The following is a 22,010-nucleotide window of genomic DNA, read 5'->3' as shown; positions in this document are numbered from 1 at the left end:
ACCGGATGGATCACTTGAAAGGTAATTAAAGTGCGCCCCATTTTAACCTTTGTCCTGGGCGGCGCAGCATCCGGTAAGTCGCTTTTCGCCGAACAGTTCGTTGTTTCTACGGAAAAAAACCGGGTGTATCTAGCGACATCACAAGTGTTTGATGACGAGATGCGCCAGAAGGTGACCAAGCATATTGCCCAACGAGGCAGCGGCTGGACCACGATCGAGGAACCTTTGAACTTGGGTCCCAAACTGGCAAAGTTGACCGACGACCAGATCTGCCTGATTGACTGCGCCACCATGTGGCTGACCAACCAGCTTTTGGGCGAGGCCGATCTTGAACGGGCACAGGCCGAACTGCTGGCAGCTCTCAGCAACTGCGCAGCCCAGATTGTGCTTGTATCAAATGAGGTTGGCCACGGCATTGTGCCCGACAACGCGCTGGCGCGGCAATTTCGCGAGGCTCAGGGACGCCTAAATATTGCTCTTGCAGCACAGGCGGATCTGGTGGTGCAGGTGACCGCCGGATTGCCCCGGGTTCTGAAGGGGCAGCTTCCGTGACGCGTCTGCATCTGGTGCGCCACGGTCCGACCCATGCCAGAACCATGGTCGGCTGGTCCGACCTTCCCGCCGACCTGAGCGACACCGCCGCGATTGCCCGATTGTTGAAACATTTACCGACTGACGCGGTCGTCGTGTCTTCGGACCTGTCCCGCGCGGCAGATACGGCCACGGCGATTCAGGGGCTGCGCTTGCGCCTGCCCCATCAGCCCGCTCTGCGCGAGATCAACTTTGGCAGCTGGGAACTGCGCGGCTTCCGCGAGATCGAGTCGGAAGACCCCGAGCTGGCTTTTTCCTATTGGGACAATCCCGGCGATGTGCGCCCTCCGGGAGGGGAAAGCTGGAACGACGTAAGAGGCCGCGTCGATGCGGCGATCGATGCGCTGATTGCTGCACATCCGGGTCGCGAGTTGATCGTCGTGGCACATTTCGGCGTAATCCTGACCCAGGTTCAGCGCGCGTTGAACGCCTCGGCACAAGAGGCATTTGGGCATCGGATCGACAACCTCTCGGTCACCGATATCGCATATCGTGATGGTTTCTGGTCCGTCGGGCGGATCAATCATCTTCCGTGATCGGATGGCGCACAAATCTCTGATTTACGGTCAGGCCAAGGTCCGACAGGGTATAGCCATGACTTATGATCTGTTTATCGGCGACCGCCTGTTTTCCAGCTGGTCCATGCGCGGCTGGCTGATGCTGGAAAAATTCGGCCTGCCCTTTCGCAGCCATATGATCGGCCTGTATTCCGGGACCATGGCCGCGGATATGAAACCCCTGGCCCCGGCCCGCCTGGTCCCTGCCCTGCGCTTGCCCGATGGTACGGTCGTAGGCGAAAGCCTCGCGATGGCGGAAACCCTGGCCGAGCGTCATCCCGATGCCGGTCTGTGGCCCGCAGACCCAGCCGCGCGCGCCACCGCACGTTGGCTGTGCGCCGAGATGGTGGCCGGTTTCGCTGCGCTGCGCGGGGAATGCCCGATGCAGCTGCTACAGTGCTGGAACGGGTTCCGTCCTTCCGCAGAAACGCAAGCGGATCTGGCGCGGATCGAAACCCTCTGGGCCCATGCGCGCGAGGTATCTGGTGCGGCCTCCGGCCCGCTGTTCGGTGCCTATTCACTGGCTGACGTGTTCTACACTCCGGTCGCTGCCCGGATCGTTGGATACGGCCTACCGGTGTCACGGGATAACATGGGCTATTGCATGGGCCTACTGACCGACACAGCCGTGCGTCAATGGCGCGCCATGGGTCTGACCGTGCGCTATGACCCGTTTCCATATCCCCAAGACCTGCCGTTTACGCCATGGCCCATTGGTGTGTCTCAAGCGATTGCGGTCGCCGACGGACCCTCGATCAACTCAAACTGTCCATATTCCGGCAAACCGGTCACCGACTTTTTGGAGCTGGACGGTCAGCGCTGGGGCTTCTGCAACCCGTTCTGCCGCGACAAAACGGTCGCAGACCCCGGCGCATGGCCCAAATTTGGCGAAATGGTGAACAGCGTTAACGTTTCCTAAACCGCCGCCATGGCAGCAACGTCCTGTTAACCAAAGACAGGTCTGCCATGGTCGCCCGTTCCCACACTGTTGCCTTTCAGGGGGTCGATGCCCGCCCGGTCGAGGTGCAGTGCGCCGTAACACCTGGTCTGCCTGCTTTTTCGATCGTCGGACTGCCGGACAAGGCGGTGTCCGAGGCGCGGGACCGGGTCCGCAGTGCTCTGAGTGCGATGGCCATCGCTTTGCCTTCGAAACGGATTACGATCAACCTGTCGCCCGCAGACCTGCCCAAGGAAGGCAGCCATTTCGACCTGCCCATCGCGGTCGCCCTGCTCGCTGCGCTGGATATCATTCCCCAGGACGTCGCCGAAGGGGCGTTGTCGTTGGGAGAGCTATCGCTGGACGGATCATTGGTGCCGGTTGTCGGTGCGCTGCCCGCCGCCATGACCGCCGCAGCCGAGGATCGCACGCTGCTTTGCCCGCGCGCCTCCAGCGCCGAGGCTGCATGGGTTGACGCAACCCAGGTGATCGGGGCTGCTTCACTGGGGGATGTGGTTCGCCATTTCTCGGGCCAATCGCCCTTGCCGACGGCGCAACCCGGCGAGGTTAGCCTGCCGGCCAGCGCGCGGGATCTGCGTGATGTAAAAGGGCAGGAACGGGCCAAACGGGCGCTGGAAATCGCAGCCGCCGGGCGACATCACCTGATCATGATCGGCACGCCCGGTTCCGGTAAATCCATGCTGGCCGCGCGATTGCCGGGTATTTTACCACCACTGACCCCTGCCGAAGCGCTGGAAACCTCGATGATACAGTCGCTATGCGGGTTGCTGGACGAGGGCGGGATCAGCCGCACCCGCCCTTTTCGCGAACCACACCACACCGCCTCAATGGCCGCAATTGTCGGCGGCGGGAAGGGGGCGAAACCGGGTGAAATTTCGCTGGCACATAACGGCGTTCTGTTCATGGACGAATTCCCGGAATTCCCGCGCACCGTTCTGGAGACGCTGCGCCAACCTGTCGAGACCGGCGAGGTCATGGTCGCCCGCGCCAATGCGCATGTGAAATATCCGTGCCGGTTCATGCTGGTCGGCGCCGCCAACCCCTGCAAATGCGGCTACCTGACCGACCCCGCGCGCGCCTGTTCGCGCGCGCCCGTTTGCGGCGAAGACTATTTGGGGCGCATATCCGGGCCCCTGATGGACCGCTTTGATCTGCGTATCGAAGTTCCGCCCGTAGCGTTCACCGATCTTGAATTGCCGCCGTCAGGCGACAGCTCCGAGATCGTCGCTGCCCGCGTGGCACAGGCGCGCAGCATTCAGGCGGAACGTTTCCGCGACAGCCCTGCGACGCACCAGAATGCTGACATCCAAGGCCAGCAGTTGGAGGAGGTGGCCAGCCCAGATCGCGAGGGCAAGGACCTGTTGCTCAAGGCCGCCGAACGATTTGGTCTGTCCGCGCGCGCCTTTCATCGCATCCTGCGTGTTGCGCGCACAATTGCCGATCTGGACGGCGCGCAGGATGTGAGCCGCCCGCACGTGGCAGAGGCGCTGAGCTTCAGGATCAGCGCAAGAACTGCATCTTAAACCTTGGCCTCGATCGCTTGCCAAATTTTTTGGGCAATGTTGATCCCGTCAAACCTTTCCAGTTCCTGAATGCCGGTTGGCGAGGTGACGTTGATTTCGGTCAGGTAATCGCCGATGACATCTATACCCACGAAAATCTGCCCCTTTTCTTTCAGCAAAGGCCCGATTGCCGCGCAAATCTCCAGATCCCGATCCGTCAGCCCAACCTTTTCAGGCCGTCCGCCGACATGCATGTTCGAGCGTGTCTCGCCCTGCGCCGGAACCCTGTTGATCGCCCCCACAACTTCGCCGTCGACCAGAATGACGCGCTTGTCGCCATTGCTGACGTCAGGCAGGAATTTTTGAACAATCAATGGCTCACGCGAGAAACCAGTGAACAGTTCGTGCAGCGAGGTCAGGTTACGATCATTGACGTCCAGCCGGAAAACTCCGGCACCGCCGTTGCCATAAAGCGGTTTGAGGATGATATCGCCGTGCTTTTCCTTGAAAGCTTTGATCGTGCGCAGATCACGCGCGATGGTGGTGGGCGGCGTCAGGTCGGGGAACTCCAGAACCAGCAGTTTCTCGGGGTAATTCCGGACCCAGAATGGATCGTTGACCACCAGTGTCTGGCCTTTCAGACGATCCAGCAAATGGGTCGACGTGATATAGTGCATATCGAATGGCGGGTCTTGCCGCAGCCAGACCACATCAAAATCGCTCAGGTCCGCCTCACGCTCCGGGCCCAGAATGGCCGGCTCGCCGGGAACCCGCTGCACCGTCATGTCCTGACCAATGGCCGTGATCCTCCCTTCCTGATAGGCCAGTTGATCAGGCCCATAGAAAAACAGATCATGCCCTCTGGCCTGTGCTTCCTCGGCCAGCCTGAATGAGCTGTCGGCATTGATGTCCACGGCCCCGATCGGGTCCATCTGAAAGGCGATTTTCATGGCGTGTCCCTCAGTTTCACGCCAGATACATGGCCCAGCGGGGCGAGGGGTTCAATGGGTGTCAGGCCTGACCAAAGGCGTTTTCAATGATTTGAACCACGCCCGAACCATCCACCAAAGCCGCATCAAAGCGCGTATTGGTCAGTTGCCCGCCCGGTTCGCTTTCCAGAAACTGCGAGGCCGATGCACAGATACGGTTCATCTGACGGCGATTGATCCGTGCGGCGGCCCTTTCGAATGTGCGGCTTTTCTTGACTTCGACAAACACCAGACCGTCTGCATCACGCGCGATCAGGTCGATTTCACCCGCAGCACCGCGCCAGCGGCGATGTGCGATGACAAATCCGCGCCGTTCATATTCTGCCGCGACACTTTGTTCTGCGGCTTGGCCGGCATGGTATGACGTGGAACTGCGGATAGATCGCGCGCTCATGTTATCCCTTTCCGAGTTTCAGCGCCTTTTGATAGATCGGACGGCGCGGCAGTTTGAACATCTCTGAGACCAGATCCGCCGCATCCCGAACCGAATGAGTTTCCAGAGCACGCCTCAGCGCTTCTTCTACGTCAGATTCGTTAACAGTCTCCGAAAGACCTCGATCCACCAGCAGAACAATTTCCCCTCTGACGGTTTCGCCCTCCAGATCGGTGGCCAGCTCTTTCAACGTGCCACGTCGCACTTCTTCGAATTTCTTCGTCAGTTCCCGACACATGGCTGCCTGGCGCTCCGGGCCCAGCATGTCGGCCAGATCAGAAAGGCACGCGGTAACGCGCTTGGGAGACTCGTAGAAGATCAATGTCCCCGGGACATCGCGCAGCGCTTCGATTCGGGCGCGCCGCACATTGGTTGCGTTGGGCAGGAATCCTGCAAAAAAGAACGCATCCGTCGGAAGCCCGGCCAGAGTCAGGGCCATGACCGCCGCCGACGGGCCAGGTGCGCAGGTCACCATGAATCCTGCCTCTGCCGCGTGTCGCCCCAGATCATAGCCGGGATCGGCAATCAGCGGCATTCCGGCTTCGGACGCGTAGGCGACCGACTTTCCCCCGGCCAGCGCATCCAAAAGCTTGCCACGCGCCGCCGGGCCGCTGTGGTCGTGATAGGCCAGAATGCGGCGACCTTGCAGGGGCACGCCGTGGATATCCATCAACCTGCGCAGGCTTCTTGTGTCCTCGGCGGCGATCACATCTGCCGAGGCCAATATATCCAATGCTCTGAGCGTAATGTCGCGCGCCGCGCCAATCGGAGTGGCGACAAAATACAGGCCAGCGCCCAATCTGGTTTTTTGGAAATTCAAAGCTGGACCCTCACAGCGTGACGTTTATTATCGCGACATAACAGATTGGCGGCATCTAAAGCCGCCGGGACAGGGAGTTTTCATTTAGATGTTTACCGTTTGCAAGTCCGTTCGCAAGTTCGCTAATTCCGCTGCTGTCCTTGCCACCGCAGTGTTTCTTGCTGCCTGCGAGCCCGGTGGCCTGGGCGGAGGCCCGTCGATCGACACATCCGACCCGGTTCCGGTGGCATTGCTGATCCCAAGCGGTTCGCCACAATCCGGCGATGCAACACTGGCCCGCAGTCTGGAAAATGCCGCCCGTCTTGCCATGGCCGACCTGCAGAATGTAAAGATCGACCTGCGGGTCTATGACACTGCGGGCAATGCGGGCACCGCGTCTACCGTGGCCCAACAGGCTGTTGCCGACGGTGCCAAGATCATTCTTGGCCCGGTTTATGCACAAGCCGCCAATTCGGTCGGACTGGCTGTGTTGAACAACAACGTCAATGTTCTGTCCTTCTCGAACAACACCAGCATCGCGGGCGGCAATGTGTTTGTTCTTGGCCCCACCTTTGACAATACGGCCAACCGCCTTGTCAAATTTGCGGGTACGCAGGGCAAAACCGGGATGGTCATCGTTCACAGCAACGATCCGGCGGGCCAGCTTGGGCAAACGGCAATCGCAACCGCGCTGAGCTCTGGCCGCGTCGCCAATTCGGGAACCGTGGGATATGAGCGTTCGCAGCAGGGCGTGATCAACTCGGTTCCCACGATCAAGGCAACCGTGGATTCCACGGCCGCTGACAGCATCTTTCTGACAGCAACGACAGCAGGCGCGTTACCGCTGTTCTCGCAGTTGTTGCCCGAGGCAGGTGTCTCGCCCGCAACAACACAGTATATCGGCCTGACCCGCTGGGACATTCCGGCACAAACACTGGACCTGCCCGGAGTTCAGGGCGGATGGTTCGCCCTGCCGGATCCGGCCAAGGCCCAAGCCTATCGTCAGCGGTATAACAACACATACGGCGAGGCTCCGCATCCGATCAGTGGGCTGGCCTATGACGGCATCGCTGCAATCGGTGCTCTGGTCAGCCAGGGCAAGTCAAACGCGCTGACCGCTGCAGCCCTGACGCAAAATGCCGGGTTCCAGGGTGTCGGCGGGATATTCCGTCTGCGCTCGGACGGCACCAATGAACGCGGTCTGGCCGTGGCCACGATCCAGAATAAACAGGTAGTAGTGATTGACCCTGCCCCACAAAGCTTCTCTGGCGCCGGTTTCTGATCGACCGGCGTTGACGCTCACCCCCAAGGGTGCGTTGATTTGCCCGGCCGAAGATATTTTCGACAGCGCCACCGTCATGGCGCAGCTGTCGGAGGCCTTCGAAAACACATCCGACAACACCGCACGGCGCAGTGAGACCGTGCGTATACTGCGCAATGCGCAAAAGGCGGGGCGTCAGTCAATCGCGGATGCCTTCGCCCAGCGCCCCTTCGACGCACGTCCGCTGACCCATTCCTATACTTACCTGACCGATGGGCTGGTCTGTACGGCGATGCATGTGGCGAGCAGGGTCCTGCATCCTCTGGCCACGCCCACGCAGGGTGAAAAGATCGCTGTTATCGCGGTCGGCGGCTATGGGCGTGGCGAGATGGCCCCTTCATCCGACGTCGATCTGCTGTTTCTGACCCCTTACAAAATTACAGCCTGGGCCGAGAGCGTGATCGAATCCATGCTCTATATCCTATGGGATTTGCGGCTGAAGGTTGGTCATTCCTCGCGCACCATCAAAGACTGCCTGCGCCTTGGAGCGGACGATTTCACCATTCGAACCGCGATGCTGGAACAGCGTTATCTTGCCGGTGAAGCCGCGTTAGGGGACGAGCTGAAAAAGCGTTTGCGGGACGAGCTGTTCAAGGGTAGCGAGCGCCAGTTCATCGAGGCCAAGCTGCAGGAACGCGATGACCGCCATATCAAGCAGGGCCAGCGCTATATGGTCGAGCCCAACGTCAAGGAGGGAAAGGGCGGGCTGCGTGATCTGCAATCACTATACTGGATCGCCAAGTATATCTATGACGTTCAGGATGTGGCGGATCTTGTGCCATTGGGACTGATCACGGCGGACGAATTCCAGACCTTTGCGCAGGCCGAAGAATTCCTGTGGGCCGTGCGCTCGCATTTGCATCTGGTCACAGGCCGGGCGACCGAGCAGTTGGCCTTTGATCTGCAGGTCGAGGTGGCCGAACGCATGGGTTATGAAGACCGCGCCGGACGCCGCGCCGTCGAAGTCTTTATGCAGCGGTATTTCCGCGAAGCGACCCGCGTGGGCGAGCTGACCCGCATCTTTCTGACCAAGCTGGAAGCCACGCATATGAAAGGCGCACCTTTGCTGGAGCGCATCTTTCGTCGCCGCCCCCGTGTCAAAGCCGGGTACAAGGTGGTTCATGGCCGTCTCGACATTGCCGACGCCGACAAATTCCTGTCTGACAAGCTAAACATGTTGCGGCTGTTCGAAGAGGGTCTGCGCACCGGAATGCTGATTCACCCGGACGCCATGCGGCTGGTCAGCGCGCATCTGGACCTGATCGACGAAGACATGCGCGAGAACAAGGAAGCGCAACGCATCTTTCTTGATCTGCTGCTGAAACATGGAAATCCCGAACGCGCCCTGCGGCGCATGAACGAGCTTGGCGTCCTGTCAGCCTTCCTGCCCGAGTTCGAGCACATCGTGGCCATGATGCAGTTCAACATGTATCACAGCTATACGGTGGACGAGCATACCATTCAGTGCATCGTCAATCTGGCCCAGATCGAACGCGGAGAATTGGTGGAATCGCTGCCTCTCGCCTCGTCGATCCTGAAAGGCGGCGTCAATCGCAAGGTTCTGTATGTGGCGTTGCTGATCCACGACATTGCCAAGGGACGACCCGAGGATCACTCGATCCTTGGTGCTCAGATCGCCCGCAAGATCGCGCCACGGCTGGGGTTGAACAAGAAGGATGCCGAAACGGTCGAGTGGCTGGTGCGCTATCACCTGCTGATGTCGGACATGGCGCAGAAACGCGATATCTCGGACCCGCGTACGGTGCGCGATTTTGCCAAGGCGGTAAAGACGGTCAAGCGGCTGGATCTGCTGACGGTACTGACCGTGTGTGACATTCGCGGCGTCGGGCCCGACACGTGGAATAACTGGAAGGCCACGTTGCTGCGCGCCCTGCACGCCGAAACCAAGCGGGCGCTGGAGACAGGGATGGAAGACCTCAACCGTGCCAACCGGGGGGCCGGAGCCAAAAAAGCCCTGCGAGCCGAACTGGCGGAATGGTCCAAAGCCGACCTGAAAACCGAAACAGGCCGTCACTACGATCCGTATTGGCAGGGCCTGAACCTGTCGACCCATGTCGAATTTGCCGAGATGCTGAAGGCGCTGGACGCCAGCGGTGACCATGGCGCGATGGAGATCCGTTTGCATCCCGATGAAGATCGCGACGCCACCCGCGCCTGCTTTGCCATGGCAGACCATCCGGGGATTTTCGCGCGGATTGCAGGGGCTTTGGCGTTGGTCGGGGCCAACGTTGTGGATGCGCGCAGTTACACAACCAAGGACGGGTACGTGACCGATGCGTTCTGGATTCAGGACGCCGAAGGACACCCGTTCGAATCCAGCCGCTTGCCACGGCTGACCCAGATGATCCACAAGACACTGAAAGGCGAAGTCGTCGCCCGCGACGCTTTGAAATCACGCGACAAGATAAAGAAACGCGAACGCGCCTTCAACGTGCCGACCCATATCATTTTCGATAATGACGGGTCCGAGATATACACGATCATCGAGGTCGATACCCGCGACCGACCCGGTCTGCTTTACGATTTGGCCCGCACGATGGCGGCGGCAAATGTCTATATCGCCAATGCGGTGATCGCCACCTACGGAGAACAGGTTGTCGACACCTTCTATGTCAAGGACATGTTCGGGCTGAAATACCACTCGGACAGCAAACAACGCACGCTTGAGGCCAAGTTGAGAAAAGCCATCACGGAAGGCGCCCAGCGTGCAGCCTCATGAAGCAGATCCGGCTGTTTTCGGGCCTTTTCACCGTCGGGTTCTGGACCCTGGCCAGTCGTATTCTGGGGTTCCTGCGCGAGATACTGCTGACTGCTTATATCGGACCGGGGCCTGTCATGGACGCGTTTGTCGCCGCCTTCCGTCTGCCCAACATGTTCCGCCGCTTCTTTGCCGAAGGTGCCTTCAACGCAGCCTTTGTGCCCATGTTCTCAAAACGGCTGGAGGGCGATGAGAACGCCCAGGGCTTTGCTCAGGATGCGTTCAACCTTTTGGCCGTGGCCGTGCTGGCTCTGGTCGGGTTGGCGATGGTGTTCATGCCCGCGCTGGTCTGGATCACGGCCGAGGGATTCTATGGCGACGCGCGCTTTGATCTGGCCGTCGATTATGGCTATGTCGTCTTTCCCTACATCCTGTTCATGTCGCTGGCCGCGCTGTTTTCCGGTGTACTGAACGCGACAGGGCGGTTCGCCGCTGCCGCCGCTGCACCGGTTTTGCTGAACATTTTTGCCTGCACCGCTTTGATTGCCGGGGCGCTTTCGGGTGGTGAGGTGATCCGCTGGCTGATCGCCGTTATCCCGGTGGCAGGGATTGCGCAATTGGCCCTTGTCTGGATCGCGACCGAGCGGGCAGGCATCCGTATTCGTCCGGGCCTGCCCAGGCTCAGCCCCGAGATGCGGCATATGGTGCGCGTCGCAGTGCCTGCAGGGCTGGCCATGGGGGTGACGCAGGTCAATCTGGTCGTTGGGCAACTGGTCGCCTCAAAAACCGAAAACGCGGTCAGCTGGCTGTTCGCGGCAGATCGGCTGTATCAACTGCCTCTGGGTGTGGTTGGCATCGCGGTTGGCATCGTCCTGCTGCCTGACTTGTCCCGCCGTTTGCGCGCCGACGACAAAGATGGTGCCCGCAATGCATTTTCCCGGGCAGGTGAATTTACGCTACTGCTGACCATCCCCTCGACCGTTGCTTTTGTAATCATCCCGACCCCACTGGTGTCGGTCCTGTTCGAGCGTGGCCAGTTCAGCGCAGAAGACACGGCGGCCACCGCGCTTGCCGTGGCGATCTATGGTATGGGTCTGCCCGCGTTCATGCTTCAGAAATTGCTGCAACCGCTGTTTTTCGCGCGTGAAGATACACGTTCGCCCTTTCACTACGCGGTTGTCGCAATGGTCGTGAACGCCGGGCTTGCATTTGGACTGTTCCCGATCGTCGGGTGGATTGCGCCCGCAATCGCGGCCTCGGTGGCAGGCTGGGCCATGGTCGGGTTGTTGATCCTGGGTGGGCGCCGCATGGGCGAAGAGGCCCGGTTCGACGACAGGTTCAAGCGCCGGGCCTGGCGCATCGTGGTGGCCTCAGCGGGAATGGGGATTGTTCTTTACGCGGCATTGCACTTGTTCGGCTGGACGTTCCAGGTGCCCGGCTGGCGCTATCTTGCGCTGCTGTTCCTGATTGTTGGTGCAGCGATTACCTATTTCGTGCTGGGGCACCTGCTGCGCGCCTTCGAGGTGTCAGAGTTCAAGAAGGCCCTGCGCAGGTCATAAATCAGTCGCGGCGTATGCGTCCGACGATCCGCGCCCACCCGCCCGGAGCCATCAAGAAGGACAACGCAAAGCCCGTGGCAAAGCCGCCCAGATCGGCAACCCAGTCCTTGGTGCCGCCAAATAGCAGGCCGAATACAAGCTGGATACCCATCAGAACAGCAATCAGGCTAAACGCGCGCGACTGGTTTTCGCCCACCAGTGACAACTTGCGCCACAATATCCAAGTAAACGCGCCGATCAGGCCATAGACCGGAGGGAACCCACCCACCAGCGGATAGCGCGGATCAAGCAACAGGGCATAAACCAGCGCGCCACCGATGCCGGACAAGACAAAAACCACCAACATCTGAAGGCTGCCGAACACTTCGGCCACCAACTTGCCCATGGCCAGAACAAAGACACAGACAAAAATGGCCTGCGTGAAGTTGGCCGACACGAACGGATAGGTCACAAAGCGGATCAGATGTTCAAACGGCCAGCGCCCGTTTTCTATCATCCAATCAAAGATGTCGGGTGAAAACGCGTAATGCTGTAACGCATCCAACCGCCATCCCACCGCCGCAGGCCCGCCCACCAAACCGCGTGCGCCGAAGGTAAAGGCCAGTTCGATGCCCATGATGAACAAAACCAACGCCACCACAACAGGCGGCAGAGGGTTCACGGCGGGGGTATAATGCTCGCTGCTCATTGGGCTGGCCTTTCGCGGCTGTTGACGTCCCTTGGCCTCATGGGTAAGCGACGGGGGCTGATTTTTCCAGACGGGAGTTCCCTTCGATGACCGAAACCCAGTTCACACCGCGCGTGTTCTCCGGCGCGCAGCCATCCGGCAATCTGCACCTTGGCAACTATCTGGGTGCTCTGCGGAACTGGGTGCGGATGCAGGGCTCGGATTACGAGACGATCTATTGCATGGTCGATCTGCACGCGATCACCGTCTGGCAGGACCCAAAAGAATTGCAACATGCCACGCGTGAACTGTGCGCAGGCTATATCGCGTCGGGGCTCGATCCCGAAAAGTCGATCCTGTTCAACCAAAGCCAGGTGCCGGAACATGCGCAACTGGCCTGGGTCTTCAATTGCGTCGCGCGTCTGGGCTGGATGCAACGGATGACACAGTTCAAGGACAAGGCCGGAAAGAATGCTCAGAATGCCTCGTTGGGTCTGTTCGCCTATCCGGCCCTGATGGCCGCCGATATCCTGGTTTATCACGCGACCCACGTCCCAGTGGGCGATGACCAGAAACAGCATCTGGAACTGACGCGCGACATTGCGACCAAGTTCAACCATGATTTCGGCGTTGATTTCTTTCCGTTGACCGAGCCGGTGATCAAGGGTGCCGCGACCCGTGTCATGAGCCTGCGCGACGGGGCCAAGAAGATGTCCAAATCGGACCCGTCGGACATGAGCCGCATCAACATGACCGATGATGCGGACACGATTGCCAAGAAGATTCGAAAGGCCAAAACGGATCCGGATGCGCTGCCATCCGAGGTTGATGGGCTTGAGGACCGCCCCGAGGCGCGCAACCTCGTTTCGATTTACGCGGCCCTCAGTGACCAGACCGTGGAAGACGTTCTTGCTGAGGTTGGTGGAAAGCAGTTTGGCGAGTTCAAGCCCATGCTTGCGGACCTTGCCGTGTCCAAGCTGGCCCCAATCTCGTCCGAGATGTCGCGTTTGATGGGCGATCAAAGCGAAATCGACCGTATCCTTGCTCGTGGTGCCGAAAGGGCACGGGCGATTGCGGCCCCGATCCTGCAACAGACCTACGATATTGTGGGCATGGTTGGCGCGAAACAGGTCTGATTGCTCTGGACGTTACCGCATCGCCTTCCTAGGTTTGCCGCAAAGCTTGGGAGGGCGCTATGGCAGTCGGCAAGAACATCCGAACTTATTTCGAAGGTCAATGGCATGACGGAGACGCCCCGATCATGCGGGCTGCGGATCATGGCTCATGGCTGGGCTCGTCGGTCTTCGATGGTGCACGGTATTTCAACGGTCTCGCCCCCGACCTCGACGCGCATTGCGCGCGCGTAAACCGCTCGGCCGAGGCGCTGATGCTGGATCCCACGGTCACAACCGGACAAATGGTCGAAATCATCCGCGAGGGATTGCAAGCTTACGCCCCGGATGCAGCCGTCTATATTCGTCCGATGTACTGGGGCATTGACGGCGATGCGACAGCCATTATCCCCAAAGAGAACAGCACCGGTTTCGCGATTTGCCTCGAAGAAATCCCAATGGCCCCCGAAACAGCCTCGGCCACGCTGGGACTAACGCGATTCCGTCGCCCGGTATTGGAATCGGCGGTGGTCAATGCCAAGGCTGGGTGCCTGTACCCCAACAATGCACGGATGTTGCGCGAGGTTCGTTCGAACGGGTTCTCGAACGCGCTGGTGGCTGACGCGCTGGGTCATGTGGCCGAAACAGCCACCGCCAACATTTTCATGGTCCGCGATGGAGAGGTTTTTACCCCAACCCCGAACGGAACATTTCTGGCGGGAATCACCCGCGCGCGCCACATCAAGAATCTGCGCGCCGATGGTGTGACCGTGCATGAAAGCATTCTCAGTTTTGAAGACTTTCACAAAGCCGACGAAGTGTTCATGACCGGCAACATGAGCAAGATCACACCAGTCACCGCGTTCGAGGATACTCAGTACCAGATCGGCCCGATTGCCCGCCGTGCACGGGCGCTCTATTGGGACTGGGCCGCCAGCAACCCTTGAATCTCAGACAGTTGCCAGCGCGCATCAGGTCAGGCATGATCGCCGGAAAGACACGAGGACTCCCATGCGCAAATTCCTGGTCGTTCTGGATGACAGCCGCGAATGCCTGAACGCGATGCGTTTTGCAGCGATGCGGGCGGCCCATACCGGGGGCGGCGTCACGATTCTTTCGGTCATTCCGCCGGATGAGTTCAACCACTGGATCGGTGTGGCCGAGGTCATGCGCGAAGAGGCCCGCGAGCGTATTCACGCCCATTACGAGGTTTTTGCGAAATGGATGCGCGATAAGCAAGGGGTCGAGCCCGAGCTGGCCATTCGTGAGGGCGACCCGGTCACCCAGATCATCGAACATGTGCAATCGGACGCGGAAATCGGTGTGCTGGTTCTGGGGGCGGGCACGGACAAGAAAGGCCCGGGCCCGCTGGTGACTCAACTGACGAAGAACTCAGGCAGCCTGCCGATTCCGATTACCATTGTTCCCGGCGATCTGAGCAAGGAAAAACTCGAAGCCATTACCTGAGGCCACACCATGGGTGCCAAGCTGCAATTCTGGTTCGATTTTGCCTCGACCTATTCCTACCTGAGCGCGATGCGCATCGAACAGAACGCCGAAGCGCAGAGCGTGTCGGTCGAATGGTGCCCCTTCCTGCTGGGACCGATCTTTGCCGAGCAGGGCTGGAACAACTCGCCCTTCAACCTCTACCCGGCCAAAGGGCAATATATGTGGCAGGACATGGAGCGTATCTGCGCGGCACGGAACCTGCCGTTTCAGCGCCCCACTCAGTTCCCGCAGAACAGTTTGAACGCCGCGCGTCTTGCGCTGGCCATCGAGGCTGAAGATCAACGCGCGACGTTCACCCGCGCCGTGTTTGCGGCCCAGTTCGCATCAGGCCAGGACATCTCTGAGAGCCAAGTGCTGATCGGGTGCCTTGGTGCCGCAGGCATACCCAAAGAGCAGATCCAGCGCACCACAGATCCGGACATCAAGGCGGGTTTGTTCGCGCAGGTAACCCGAGCCAAAGACCTGAACATTTTTGGCGCACCCAGCTTTGTCGCAGGTGACGAGTTGTTTTGGGGCGACGACCGGCTGGATGAGGCCATTTCTCACGCCGCATCAATTTAGAATGGTTCCAAATCTTGACTTCCCCGGCCCGGGCGCGCATATCAGATGCACCCCAAAACGGAGCCGCGCCATGTTTATCCAGACAGAATCCACCCCAAACCCGGCCACATTGAAATTCCTGCCCGGCCAGACGGTTCTGGATGCCGGTACGGCGGATTTCCCAACCGCAGATGCTGCGGAAAAGTCTCCTTTGGCCAAGCGTATCTTTGACGTGGCGGGCGTGACCGGCGTATTTTTCGGCAACGACTTTGTCACCGTGACCAAGGCGGAAGAGGTCCAGTGGGATCACATCAAACCCGCAATTCTGGGCGCGGTGATGGAGCACTATCAATCCGGCCAGCCGGTCATGGGCGCAGATGCGCAGGCGGCGTCGGGACATGCCGAGCATACCGGCGAGGATGCCGAAGTTGTCAACCAGATCAAAGACCTGCTGGATAGCCGCGTGCGCCCGGCGGTAGCTCAGGATGGTGGCGACATTACCTTCCACGGGTTTGACCGGGGCGTTGTCTACCTACACATGCAAGGGGCCTGCGCAGGATGCCCATCCTCGACGCTGACCCTGAAAATGGGCATTGAAAATCTGCTGCGCCACTACATCCCCGAAGTGACCGAGGTTCGCCCTGTTGCGGTCTGAACCCACCATTCTGGCATTTGACACATCGGCCGCGCATTGCGCGGCCGCTTTGCTGCGGGGTGGCGACATCCTCGTCGCACAGGCCGAGGCAATGACGCGCGGTCAGGCGGAGCGGCTGATGCCCTTTCTCACCGAACTTCTGGCCGACCACGGCACCCGTTGGAGCGATCTGGATGCAATTGGCGTCGGAACCGGGCCGGGGAATTTCACGGGTATCCGAATCTCGGTCTCGGCCGCACGGGGGCTGGCGCTGGGGCTGACGGCTCCGGCGATCGGCGTTTCCGGTTTTGATGCGCTTACCATGCTTGCACCGCCCAACCATATTCCGGCGGTCCCTGCGCCGCGCGATCAGGTTTACGTGCAGGTCGCCGACGCACCGCCGCAACTTCTTCCAAGGGACGCGGCCGAAAAGCTCGGCACATTGTTTTTCTGCACCCAACCCAAAGACCTGGCATGTGCGATTGCCACCGTGACCGCGCGGCGGTTGAGTGGCGTCAAAAGCCCTCCGGCCCCGCTTTATGTTCGTCCGGCAGATGCGGCGCCCTCGCGCGATGTACCGCCCCGGTTGCTGGACGGATGACACCAAGGGACATGGCAGCCACTCATGCCGCAGCCTTCACGCAGGCGCGGCCATGGTCAGCGGACGAGTTTGCCGTTCTGCTCAGCAACCGCTTCACCCACTTCATCGGAACCCCGCAGTGCTTTGCCCTGTTTCAGGTGATCGCCGACGAGGCGGAGCTGTTGACGCTGGCGACTCACCCCACCTTCCGGCGACAGGGGCTAGCGCGGTCTTGCATGGTTGCATGGCAGCAACAGGCGCTACAATTAGGCGCACATCGCGCGTTTCTGGACGTGGCATCCGATAACGATCCGGCTCGTCACCTGTATCTGAGCTGCGGGTATCAACCATGCGGTGAACGCAGGGGTTATTATCAGCGCAAAGGTGGCGAATCTGCGGATGCAATCGTCATGGAACGCGCGTTACCCTGACAGCAGATGCGCTTTGTCGACCAATTGGTCAAAAATCAGTTGACCATGAGTGTTGCAAACGTCCTTAATTCCCGCCATCACAACAGATATGCTCGCTCTGAGTGGGTGGCGGGGCGCTTTGACCCCGGACCAATAATAGTCAACGGGAGTAACACATGACCCTTATGAAATCCTTGATGGGTGCCGCAGCTGCGGTTGCGCTGACAGCTGGTGCCGCATTGGCCGAACCGGCCCTGATCTTCGATCTGGGCGGCAAGTTCGACAAGTCCTTCAACGAAGCCGCACACACCGGCGCCTCTCGCTGGGCCGAGGAAACCGGCGGCACCTACCGCGAGATCGAAATGCAGTCCGAAGCCCAGCGCGAGCAGGCCCTGCGCCGCTTTGCCGAAGCGGGATCGAATCCGATCATCACCATGGGCTTTGGCATGGCCGATCCGCTCAGCGCTGTGGCATCCGACTATCCCGACACGACTTTTGTTGTGGTAGATGTGACATGGCTGGATGCGCCGAACGTGCGTCAGGTGGGTTTTGCCGAGCATGAAGGCTCGTACCTGGTTGGTATGATGGCCGCGATGGCCTCCAAATCGGGCACCGTTGGGTTCATCGGCGGCATGGATGTTCCGCTGATCCGTCACTTTGGCTGCGGCTATGCGCAAGGTGCCAAGGCGGTGAACCCGGATATCGAAGTGGTTGCCAACATGACCGGCACCACCCCCGCCGCCTGGAATGACCCGGTGAAGGGCTCGGAACTGACCAAGGCGCAGGTCAGCCAGGGTGCTGACGTGGTCTATGCCGCGGCAGGCGGTACCGGTATCGGTGTTCTGCAAACTGCCGCTGACGAAGGCATCCTGTCCATCGGCGTCGACAAAAACCAGAACCACCTTCATCCGGGACAAGTACTCACCTCGATGCTGAAACGCGTGGATGTGGCCGTATATGAGGCGATGAAGGCTGGTGAAAACGTCGAAACCGGGGTGTTCACGATGGGTCTGGCTGAAGACGGGGTCGGATACTCGCTTGACGAACATAACGCGGCCTTGGTCTCAGACGAAATGAAGGCGTCGGTCGACAAGGCCCGTCAGGACATCATCGACGGGAATCTGAACGTCGTCAGCTACTATGAGAACGACAGCTGCCCGGCATTGCAGTTCTGATATCACGCGGGGCGGGGGCTGACCCTCCGCCTCGCCTCCACTCTGCCGCATGCGGCCCTTTCGGCAACCCAAGGACAAGACATGACCGTCCCCGCCATTGAGCTCAAAGGGATTTCCAAAGCCTTTGGGCCGGTTCAGGCCAACAAGGACATTTCGATCAGCGTCGCCCCCGGCACGATCCACGGGATCATCGGCGAAAACGGCGCGGGTAAATCCACGCTGATGAGCATCCTCTACGGCTTCTACAAGGCCGACAAAGGTGAGATCTGGATCAACGGATCAAAGACCGACATCCCGGACAGCCAGGCAGCCATCGCCTCGGGCATCGGGATGGTGTTTCAGCATTTCAAACTGGTCGAGAATTTCACCGTTCTCGAAAACATCGTTCTGGGTGCCGAAGATGGCGGGCTGCTGGCCCCCTCGCTCGCCAAGGCGCGCAAGGAACTGAAAGCGCTGGAAGAAGAATACGAGCTGTTCGTCGACCCCGACAAGCGCATCGACGAGATCGGCGTTGGCATGCAGCAGCGGGTCGAGATTCTCAAGGCGCTCTACCGCAAGGCTGAGATTCTGATCCTCGACGAACCCACCGGTGTTCTGACCCCCGCCGAGGCGGATCAGCTGTTCCGCATCCTCGACCGGCTGCGGTCCGAGGGGAAAACCATTATCGTGATCACTCACAAACTGCGCGAGATCATGGAGAACACCGATACGGTTTCGGTGATGCGGCGCGGAGAGATGACGGCAACTGTCAAAACAGCAGACACCAACCCGCAGGCGTTGGCCGAGCTGATGGTGGGTCGCAAGGTGCTGCTGCAGGTGGACAAGGTGCCCGCACAGCCGGGCGAGCCGGTGCTGGAGATCGAAAACCTCAGCGTCACCGATTCCGCCGGGGTCGAGCGCGTCAAGGGCATCAATCTGACCGTGTGCGCCGGTGAGATTGTCGGCATCGCCGGCGTGGCGGGCAACGGACAATCCGAACTGCTTGAGGTTTTGGGCGGAATGCGCCCCGGGCAGGGGGAGATCAGGCTGAACGGTGCACCTCTGGCGCTGAGCGGATCAGGCTCTGATGGGCAGGCCCGGCGCGCGCAGGGCATTGCGCATGTACCCGAGGACCGGCAGCGCGAAGGTCTGATCATGGACTTCCATGCGTGGGAAAATGTGGCTTTCGGCTATCATCGCGACCCGGCATATCAGCGGGGGATGTTCATGGATAACACCGCCCTGCGGGCCGATACCGAGGCCAAGATCGAGAAGTTCGATGTCCGCCCGCCCAACGGCTGGCTGTCCGCCAAGAGCTTTTCCGGCGGCAACCAACAAAAGATCGTCGTGGCGCGTGAGATTGAACGCAACCCCGATCTGCTGCTGGTGGGCCAACCCACGCGCGGCGTGGATATCGGGGCCATCGAGTTCATTCACAAACAGATCGTCGCCCTGCGCGATCAGGGCAAAGCCATTCTGCTGGTTTCGGTTGAACTGGAAGAGATCTTTTCGTTGTCAGACCGGATCGCGGTGATGTTTGACGGACATATCATGGGCGAACGCCTGCCACATGAAACCGATGAAAAAGAGCTGGGCCTGCTGATGGCCGGTGTTGCAGGAGAGGCCGCCTGAGCCATGGAAAAAATGCCCAAATGGGCTGATGTCGTTCTGATTCCGCTGATCAGCCTGATGTTGGCCACAATTCTATCGGTTCTGGTCATCCTCGCGATCGGGGAAAATCCGATTGAGGCCGTGAACCTGATGATCACCGGTGCGCTGGGGTCGACATATGGCTGGGGATACACCCTCTATTATGCGACCAACTTTATGTTCACCGGACTGGCGGTTGCGGTCGCCTTTCACGCGCGCATGTTCAATATCGGCGGCGAAGGCCAGGCGATGCTGGGCGGGTTGGGTGTTGCCATCGTCTGCCTGTACGTCCCATGGCCGCATTGGAGCATTGCCCTGCTGGCGGCCTGCGTGGCCTCGATGGTCTTCGGTGCGGCGTGGGCGGCCATTCCGGCTTATTTGCAGGCCAAGCGTGGCAGCCACATCGTGATCACCACGATCATGTTCAACTTTATCGCGGCCGCCTTCCTGAACTACATGCTGGTCAACGTCATGCGCCCGCAGGGTTCGCAGGATCCAGCAACTGCGCGGTTCCCCGACGCGGTGCATCTGCCGACATTCCAGTCGATGTTCTCGACCGCCGAGAACGTGATGTTCCGGGGTGCTCCGGCCAATATCTCGTTCTTTGTGGCCATCCTTGCCTGTTTCGCCGTTTGGGCGCTGATCTGGCGCACCCGTCTGGGTTATGAGATCCGCGCTTATGGGCACTCGGAAACAGCCGCTGTCTATGCCGGTATCTCGCCCGTGCGGATTACCATCATCGCGATGCTGATCTCGGGCGCGCTGGCCGGGCTGATGGCGATCAACAATGTCATGGGCGAGGCCGAGCGGCTGGTGCTGAATTCGACCGAAGGCGCGGGCTTTATCGGAATTGCCGTGGCGCTGATGGGACGATCTCATCCCTTTGGCGTATTCCTGGCCGCACTTCTATTCGGTTTTCTGTATCAGGGCGGCGCAGAATTGGCCTTGTGGACATCGATCCCGCGCGAACTGATCGTGGTGATTCAGGCGCTGGTCATCCTGTTTACCGGCGCGCTGGACAACATGGTGCGGATGCCGCTTGAAAAACTGTTCCTGAGCCTGCGGAAGGGAGCCCGGTGATGGAAGCCTTTGTCACACTCATTCAGGTGCTCGACTCCACCATTCGCCTGGCAACTCCGCTTTTGCTGGCCTGTCTTGCCGGTCTGTATTCCGAACGCGCGGGCATTTTCGACATCGGGCTGGAAGGCAAGATGTTGATGGCGGCCTTTTTCTCGGCTGCGGTGGCTGCGGTTTCGGGGTCCGTCTGGCTGGGCCTTCTTGCGGGCACCGCAGCATCGCTGGTCTTGTCCGGGCTACATGGGTTGGCTTCGATCACGTTCCGGGGCAATCAGCTGATCTCGGGCGTCGCAATCAATTTCCTTGCGGCAGGGATGACCGTTCTTGTGGCCCAAAGTTGGTTCCAACAGGGTGGCAGAACGCCCTCTCTGTTCGGCGGCGGACGCTTTGAACCGCTTGAGTTTCCGTTCGCGATTGGCCCCGATGATGCCGAGCAGACAGGGCAATCGGTCTCGGAGCTGATGTCAGAGGCAAACGTCTTCGAACTGATATATTCAGAGCTTTTGTCGGGGCATTCCATACTGGTCTACGTGGCGTTCCTGATGGTTCCGGCAACTTGGTGGATTTTGTATCGCACACGATTCGGCCTGCGCCTGCGGGCGGTGGGTGAAAACCCGGAAGCGGTTGACACGGCAGGTGTTTCGGTTGTCGGCCTCCGCTTTGCAGCTGTCGCTATCTGCGGCGTTTTGTGCGGCATCGCCGGGGCATATCTGGCAACCGCGTTGCAGGCGGGGTTCGTCAAAGAGATGACAGCCGGACGCGGTTTCATCGCGCTGGCCGCGTTGATCTTCGCCAAATGGCGGCCCTGGCACGCAATGGGTGCATGCCTGCTGTTCGGGCTGTTGCAGGCTGTGGCATTGCGGTTCCAGAATATCGATCTGGGCGGAGTGGTGATTCCGGTTCAAGTCATGGACGCCCTCCCCTACATCCTGACCGTTGTGATTCTGGCCGGGTTTGTGGGCAAGGCCGTACCACCGCGTGCAGGCGGCGAACCCTATGTAAAAGAGCGCTGATAAGGCCAGTTTGAAACAGGATTTCAGTCCTGTTCGCTGCAAAGCGGCATAGAGAGTTGATTTTGTCTGCCGCAACCGCTCTAAAGAGGTATGGAAGTGTCCCGCCTCAGGTCTGCAGGTCTGATTTCCCCCCCTGTCCGACTGCGCAGGATCGGGTCTGTACCGCGCGCTCCTTCTGTTGAGTTATCCGTTACCCGGGCCAGGGCCGCGTCGCGCGGCAGGCCCTGCCCCGTCTA

General features: G+C 59.9%; 22 protein-coding genes. 18 read left to right on the top strand and 4 right to left on the bottom strand.

The annotated features are described in order from the left end of the window. Positions 1-30: 30 nt before the first annotated feature. The 4 genes from cobU to ACRZ9X_RS10090 are packed head-to-tail and all read left to right on the top strand — an operon-like array spanning position 31 to position 3,629. Positions 31-552: a bifunctional adenosylcobinamide kinase/adenosylcobinamide-phosphate guanylyltransferase gene (cobU, locus tag ACRZ9X_RS10105; RefSeq protein ID WP_480518372.1), complete on the top strand. Its 522-nt coding sequence runs from the start codon at positions 31-33 to the stop codon at positions 550-552. Beyond that, on the top strand, positions 549-1,127 hold the full coding sequence (locus tag ACRZ9X_RS10100; protein WP_480518369.1) for a histidine phosphatase family protein: 579 nt from the start codon (positions 549-551) through the stop codon (positions 1,125-1,127). Before cobU ends, ACRZ9X_RS10100 begins: the two co-directional genes overlap by 4 nt. A 58-nt stretch (positions 1,128-1,185) precedes the next feature. Then, positions 1,186-2,067, top strand: a complete 882-nt coding sequence (locus ACRZ9X_RS10095) for a glutathione S-transferase (protein WP_480518367.1) — start codon at positions 1,186-1,188, stop codon at positions 2,065-2,067. 47 nt (positions 2,068-2,114) lie between these two features. Further along, positions 2,115-3,629, top strand: a complete 1,515-nt coding sequence (locus ACRZ9X_RS10090) for a YifB family Mg chelatase-like AAA ATPase (RefSeq protein WP_480518365.1) — start codon at positions 2,115-2,117, stop codon at positions 3,627-3,629. Here the strand turns inward: ACRZ9X_RS10090 and gshB are convergent. The 3 genes from gshB to rsmI form a co-directional block, all read right to left on the bottom strand. Beyond that, complete coding sequence (gshB, locus tag ACRZ9X_RS10085) at positions 3,626-4,558, bottom strand: glutathione synthase (protein WP_480518363.1); 933 nt, start codon at positions 4,556-4,558, stop codon at positions 3,626-3,628. The two genes, ACRZ9X_RS10090 and gshB, sit on opposite strands and share 4 nt — an antisense overlap. A 61-nt stretch (positions 4,559-4,619) precedes the next feature. After that, positions 4,620-4,991: a YraN family protein gene (locus tag ACRZ9X_RS10080; protein ID WP_480518361.1), complete on the bottom strand. Its 372-nt coding sequence runs from the start codon at positions 4,989-4,991 to the stop codon at positions 4,620-4,622. Between the two features lies 1 nt (position 4,992). Next, on the bottom strand, positions 4,993-5,850 hold the full coding sequence (gene rsmI / locus ACRZ9X_RS10075) for a 16S rRNA (cytidine(1402)-2'-O)-methyltransferase (protein WP_480518359.1): 858 nt from the start codon (positions 5,848-5,850) through the stop codon (positions 4,993-4,995). A gap of 88 nt (positions 5,851-5,938) precedes the next feature. Between rsmI and ACRZ9X_RS10070 the strand changes: the two genes are divergently transcribed. The 3 genes from ACRZ9X_RS10070 to murJ are packed head-to-tail and all read left to right on the top strand — an operon-like array spanning position 5,939 to position 11,428. Beyond that, positions 5,939-7,111, top strand: a complete 1,173-nt coding sequence (locus ACRZ9X_RS10070) for a penicillin-binding protein activator (RefSeq protein ID WP_480518357.1) — start codon at positions 5,939-5,941, stop codon at positions 7,109-7,111. Beyond that, positions 7,071-9,890 carry a [protein-PII] uridylyltransferase gene (locus tag ACRZ9X_RS10065; RefSeq protein WP_480518355.1) on the top strand — a complete coding sequence of 940 codons (2,820 nt, stop codon included), beginning with the start codon at positions 7,071-7,073 and terminating at the stop codon, positions 9,888-9,890. The genes ACRZ9X_RS10070 and ACRZ9X_RS10065 overlap by 41 nt, the downstream gene beginning before the upstream one ends. Then, a complete protein-coding gene (gene murJ, locus ACRZ9X_RS10060; RefSeq protein WP_480518353.1) occupies positions 9,887-11,428 on the top strand; it encodes a murein biosynthesis integral membrane protein MurJ in 1,542 nt (513 codons plus the stop codon). Before ACRZ9X_RS10065 ends, murJ begins: the two co-directional genes overlap by 4 nt. A 1-nt stretch (position 11,429) precedes the next feature. Here murJ and ACRZ9X_RS10055 read toward each other — a convergent pair whose 3' ends face one another. Further along, positions 11,430-12,116, bottom strand: coding sequence for a rhomboid family intramembrane serine protease (locus tag ACRZ9X_RS10055; RefSeq protein WP_480518351.1), 687 nt, complete (start codon positions 12,114-12,116; stop codon positions 11,430-11,432). An 86-nt stretch (positions 12,117-12,202) separates the two neighbouring features. Here ACRZ9X_RS10055 and trpS point away from each other — a divergent pair, with 86 nt between their 5' ends. The 11 genes from trpS to ACRZ9X_RS10000 all read left to right on the top strand — a co-directional run bounded on the left by trpS (position 12,203) and on the right by ACRZ9X_RS10000 (position 21,774). Further along, entirely contained in the window at positions 12,203-13,231 is a 1,029-nt protein-coding gene (trpS, locus tag ACRZ9X_RS10050) for a tryptophan--tRNA ligase (protein WP_480518349.1), read from the top strand. Between the two features lie 59 nt (positions 13,232-13,290). Beyond that, positions 13,291-14,154: a branched-chain amino acid aminotransferase gene (locus tag ACRZ9X_RS10045; protein ID WP_480518347.1), complete on the top strand. Its 864-nt coding sequence runs from the start codon at positions 13,291-13,293 to the stop codon at positions 14,152-14,154. A gap of 64 nt (positions 14,155-14,218) precedes the next feature. Further along, on the top strand, positions 14,219-14,674 hold the full coding sequence (locus ACRZ9X_RS10040; RefSeq protein ID WP_480518345.1) for a universal stress protein: 456 nt from the start codon (positions 14,219-14,221) through the stop codon (positions 14,672-14,674). Between the two features lie 9 nt (positions 14,675-14,683). After that, positions 14,684-15,277 carry a DsbA family protein gene (locus tag ACRZ9X_RS10035; RefSeq protein ID WP_480518343.1) on the top strand — a complete coding sequence of 198 codons (594 nt, stop codon included), beginning with the start codon at positions 14,684-14,686 and terminating at the stop codon, positions 15,275-15,277. A gap of 70 nt (positions 15,278-15,347) precedes the next feature. Further along, positions 15,348-15,911 carry a NifU family protein gene (locus ACRZ9X_RS10030; protein WP_480518341.1) on the top strand — a complete coding sequence of 188 codons (564 nt, stop codon included), beginning with the start codon at positions 15,348-15,350 and terminating at the stop codon, positions 15,909-15,911. Further along, positions 15,901-16,491, top strand: a complete 591-nt coding sequence (gene tsaB / locus ACRZ9X_RS10025) for a tRNA (adenosine(37)-N6)-threonylcarbamoyltransferase complex dimerization subunit type 1 TsaB (RefSeq protein ID WP_480518339.1) — start codon at positions 15,901-15,903, stop codon at positions 16,489-16,491. The genes ACRZ9X_RS10030 and tsaB overlap by 11 nt, the downstream gene beginning before the upstream one ends. Positions 16,492-16,502: 11 nt before the next feature. After that, positions 16,503-16,901 carry a GNAT family N-acetyltransferase gene (locus ACRZ9X_RS10020; RefSeq protein WP_480518337.1) on the top strand — a complete coding sequence of 133 codons (399 nt, stop codon included), beginning with the start codon at positions 16,503-16,505 and terminating at the stop codon, positions 16,899-16,901. Between the two features lie 155 nt (positions 16,902-17,056). Then, the gene (locus tag ACRZ9X_RS10015; RefSeq protein ID WP_480518335.1) at positions 17,057-18,055 is read left to right on the top strand and encodes a BMP family lipoprotein; all 999 of its coding nucleotides are present in this window, start codon (positions 17,057-17,059) and stop codon (positions 18,053-18,055) included. Positions 18,056-18,136: 81 nt separating this feature from the next. Then, a complete protein-coding gene (locus tag ACRZ9X_RS10010) occupies positions 18,137-19,666 on the top strand; it encodes an ABC transporter ATP-binding protein (RefSeq protein WP_480518333.1) in 1,530 nt (509 codons plus the stop codon). A gap of 3 nt (positions 19,667-19,669) precedes the next feature. Next, positions 19,670-20,764 (top strand): ABC transporter permease, encoded by a 1,095-nt coding sequence (locus ACRZ9X_RS10005; RefSeq protein WP_480518331.1) that lies wholly within the window; start codon positions 19,670-19,672, stop codon positions 20,762-20,764. Further along, on the top strand, positions 20,764-21,774 hold the full coding sequence (locus tag ACRZ9X_RS10000) for an ABC transporter permease (protein WP_480518329.1): 1,011 nt from the start codon (positions 20,764-20,766) through the stop codon (positions 21,772-21,774). Before ACRZ9X_RS10005 ends, ACRZ9X_RS10000 begins: the two co-directional genes overlap by 1 nt. Positions 21,775-22,010: the final 236 nt, after the last annotated feature.

Source organism: Ruegeria sp. AL1 (assembly GCF_056540905.1).
The sequence above is the reverse complement of the archived record's forward strand: the minus strand, read 5'-3'. Positions and strand labels throughout refer to the sequence as shown.

Coding starts and splice junctions, on each gene's coding strand:
- ACRZ9X_RS10095 (WP_480518367.1), top strand. CDS start 1,186: ATGACTTATGATCTGTTTATCGGCGACCGCCTGTTTTCCAGCTGGTCC.
- ACRZ9X_RS10090 (WP_480518365.1), top strand. CDS start 2,115: ATGGTCGCCCGTTCCCACACTGTTGCCTTTCAGGGGGTCGATGCCCGC.
- gshB (WP_480518363.1), bottom strand. CDS start 4,558: ATGAAAATCGCCTTTCAGATGGACCCGATCGGGGCCGTGGACATCAAT.
- ACRZ9X_RS10080 (WP_480518361.1), bottom strand. CDS start 4,991: ATGAGCGCGCGATCTATCCGCAGTTCCACGTCATACCATGCCGGCCAA.
- ACRZ9X_RS10070 (WP_480518357.1), top strand. CDS start 5,939: ATGTTTACCGTTTGCAAGTCCGTTCGCAAGTTCGCTAATTCCGCTGCT.
- murJ (WP_480518353.1), top strand. CDS start 9,887: ATGAAGCAGATCCGGCTGTTTTCGGGCCTTTTCACCGTCGGGTTCTGG.
- ACRZ9X_RS10055 (WP_480518351.1), bottom strand. CDS start 12,116: ATGAGCAGCGAGCATTATACCCCCGCCGTGAACCCTCTGCCGCCTGTT.
- trpS (WP_480518349.1), top strand. CDS start 12,203: ATGACCGAAACCCAGTTCACACCGCGCGTGTTCTCCGGCGCGCAGCCA.
- ACRZ9X_RS10045 (WP_480518347.1), top strand. CDS start 13,291: ATGGCAGTCGGCAAGAACATCCGAACTTATTTCGAAGGTCAATGGCAT.
- ACRZ9X_RS10040 (WP_480518345.1), top strand. CDS start 14,219: ATGCGCAAATTCCTGGTCGTTCTGGATGACAGCCGCGAATGCCTGAAC.
- ACRZ9X_RS10035 (WP_480518343.1), top strand. CDS start 14,684: ATGGGTGCCAAGCTGCAATTCTGGTTCGATTTTGCCTCGACCTATTCC.
- ACRZ9X_RS10030 (WP_480518341.1), top strand. CDS start 15,348: ATGTTTATCCAGACAGAATCCACCCCAAACCCGGCCACATTGAAATTC.
- ACRZ9X_RS10020 (WP_480518337.1), top strand. CDS start 16,503: ATGGCAGCCACTCATGCCGCAGCCTTCACGCAGGCGCGGCCATGGTCA.
- ACRZ9X_RS10015 (WP_480518335.1), top strand. CDS start 17,057: ATGACCCTTATGAAATCCTTGATGGGTGCCGCAGCTGCGGTTGCGCTG.
- ACRZ9X_RS10010 (WP_480518333.1), top strand. CDS start 18,137: ATGACCGTCCCCGCCATTGAGCTCAAAGGGATTTCCAAAGCCTTTGGG.
- ACRZ9X_RS10005 (WP_480518331.1), top strand. CDS start 19,670: ATGGAAAAAATGCCCAAATGGGCTGATGTCGTTCTGATTCCGCTGATC.
- ACRZ9X_RS10000 (WP_480518329.1), top strand. CDS start 20,764: ATGGAAGCCTTTGTCACACTCATTCAGGTGCTCGACTCCACCATTCGC.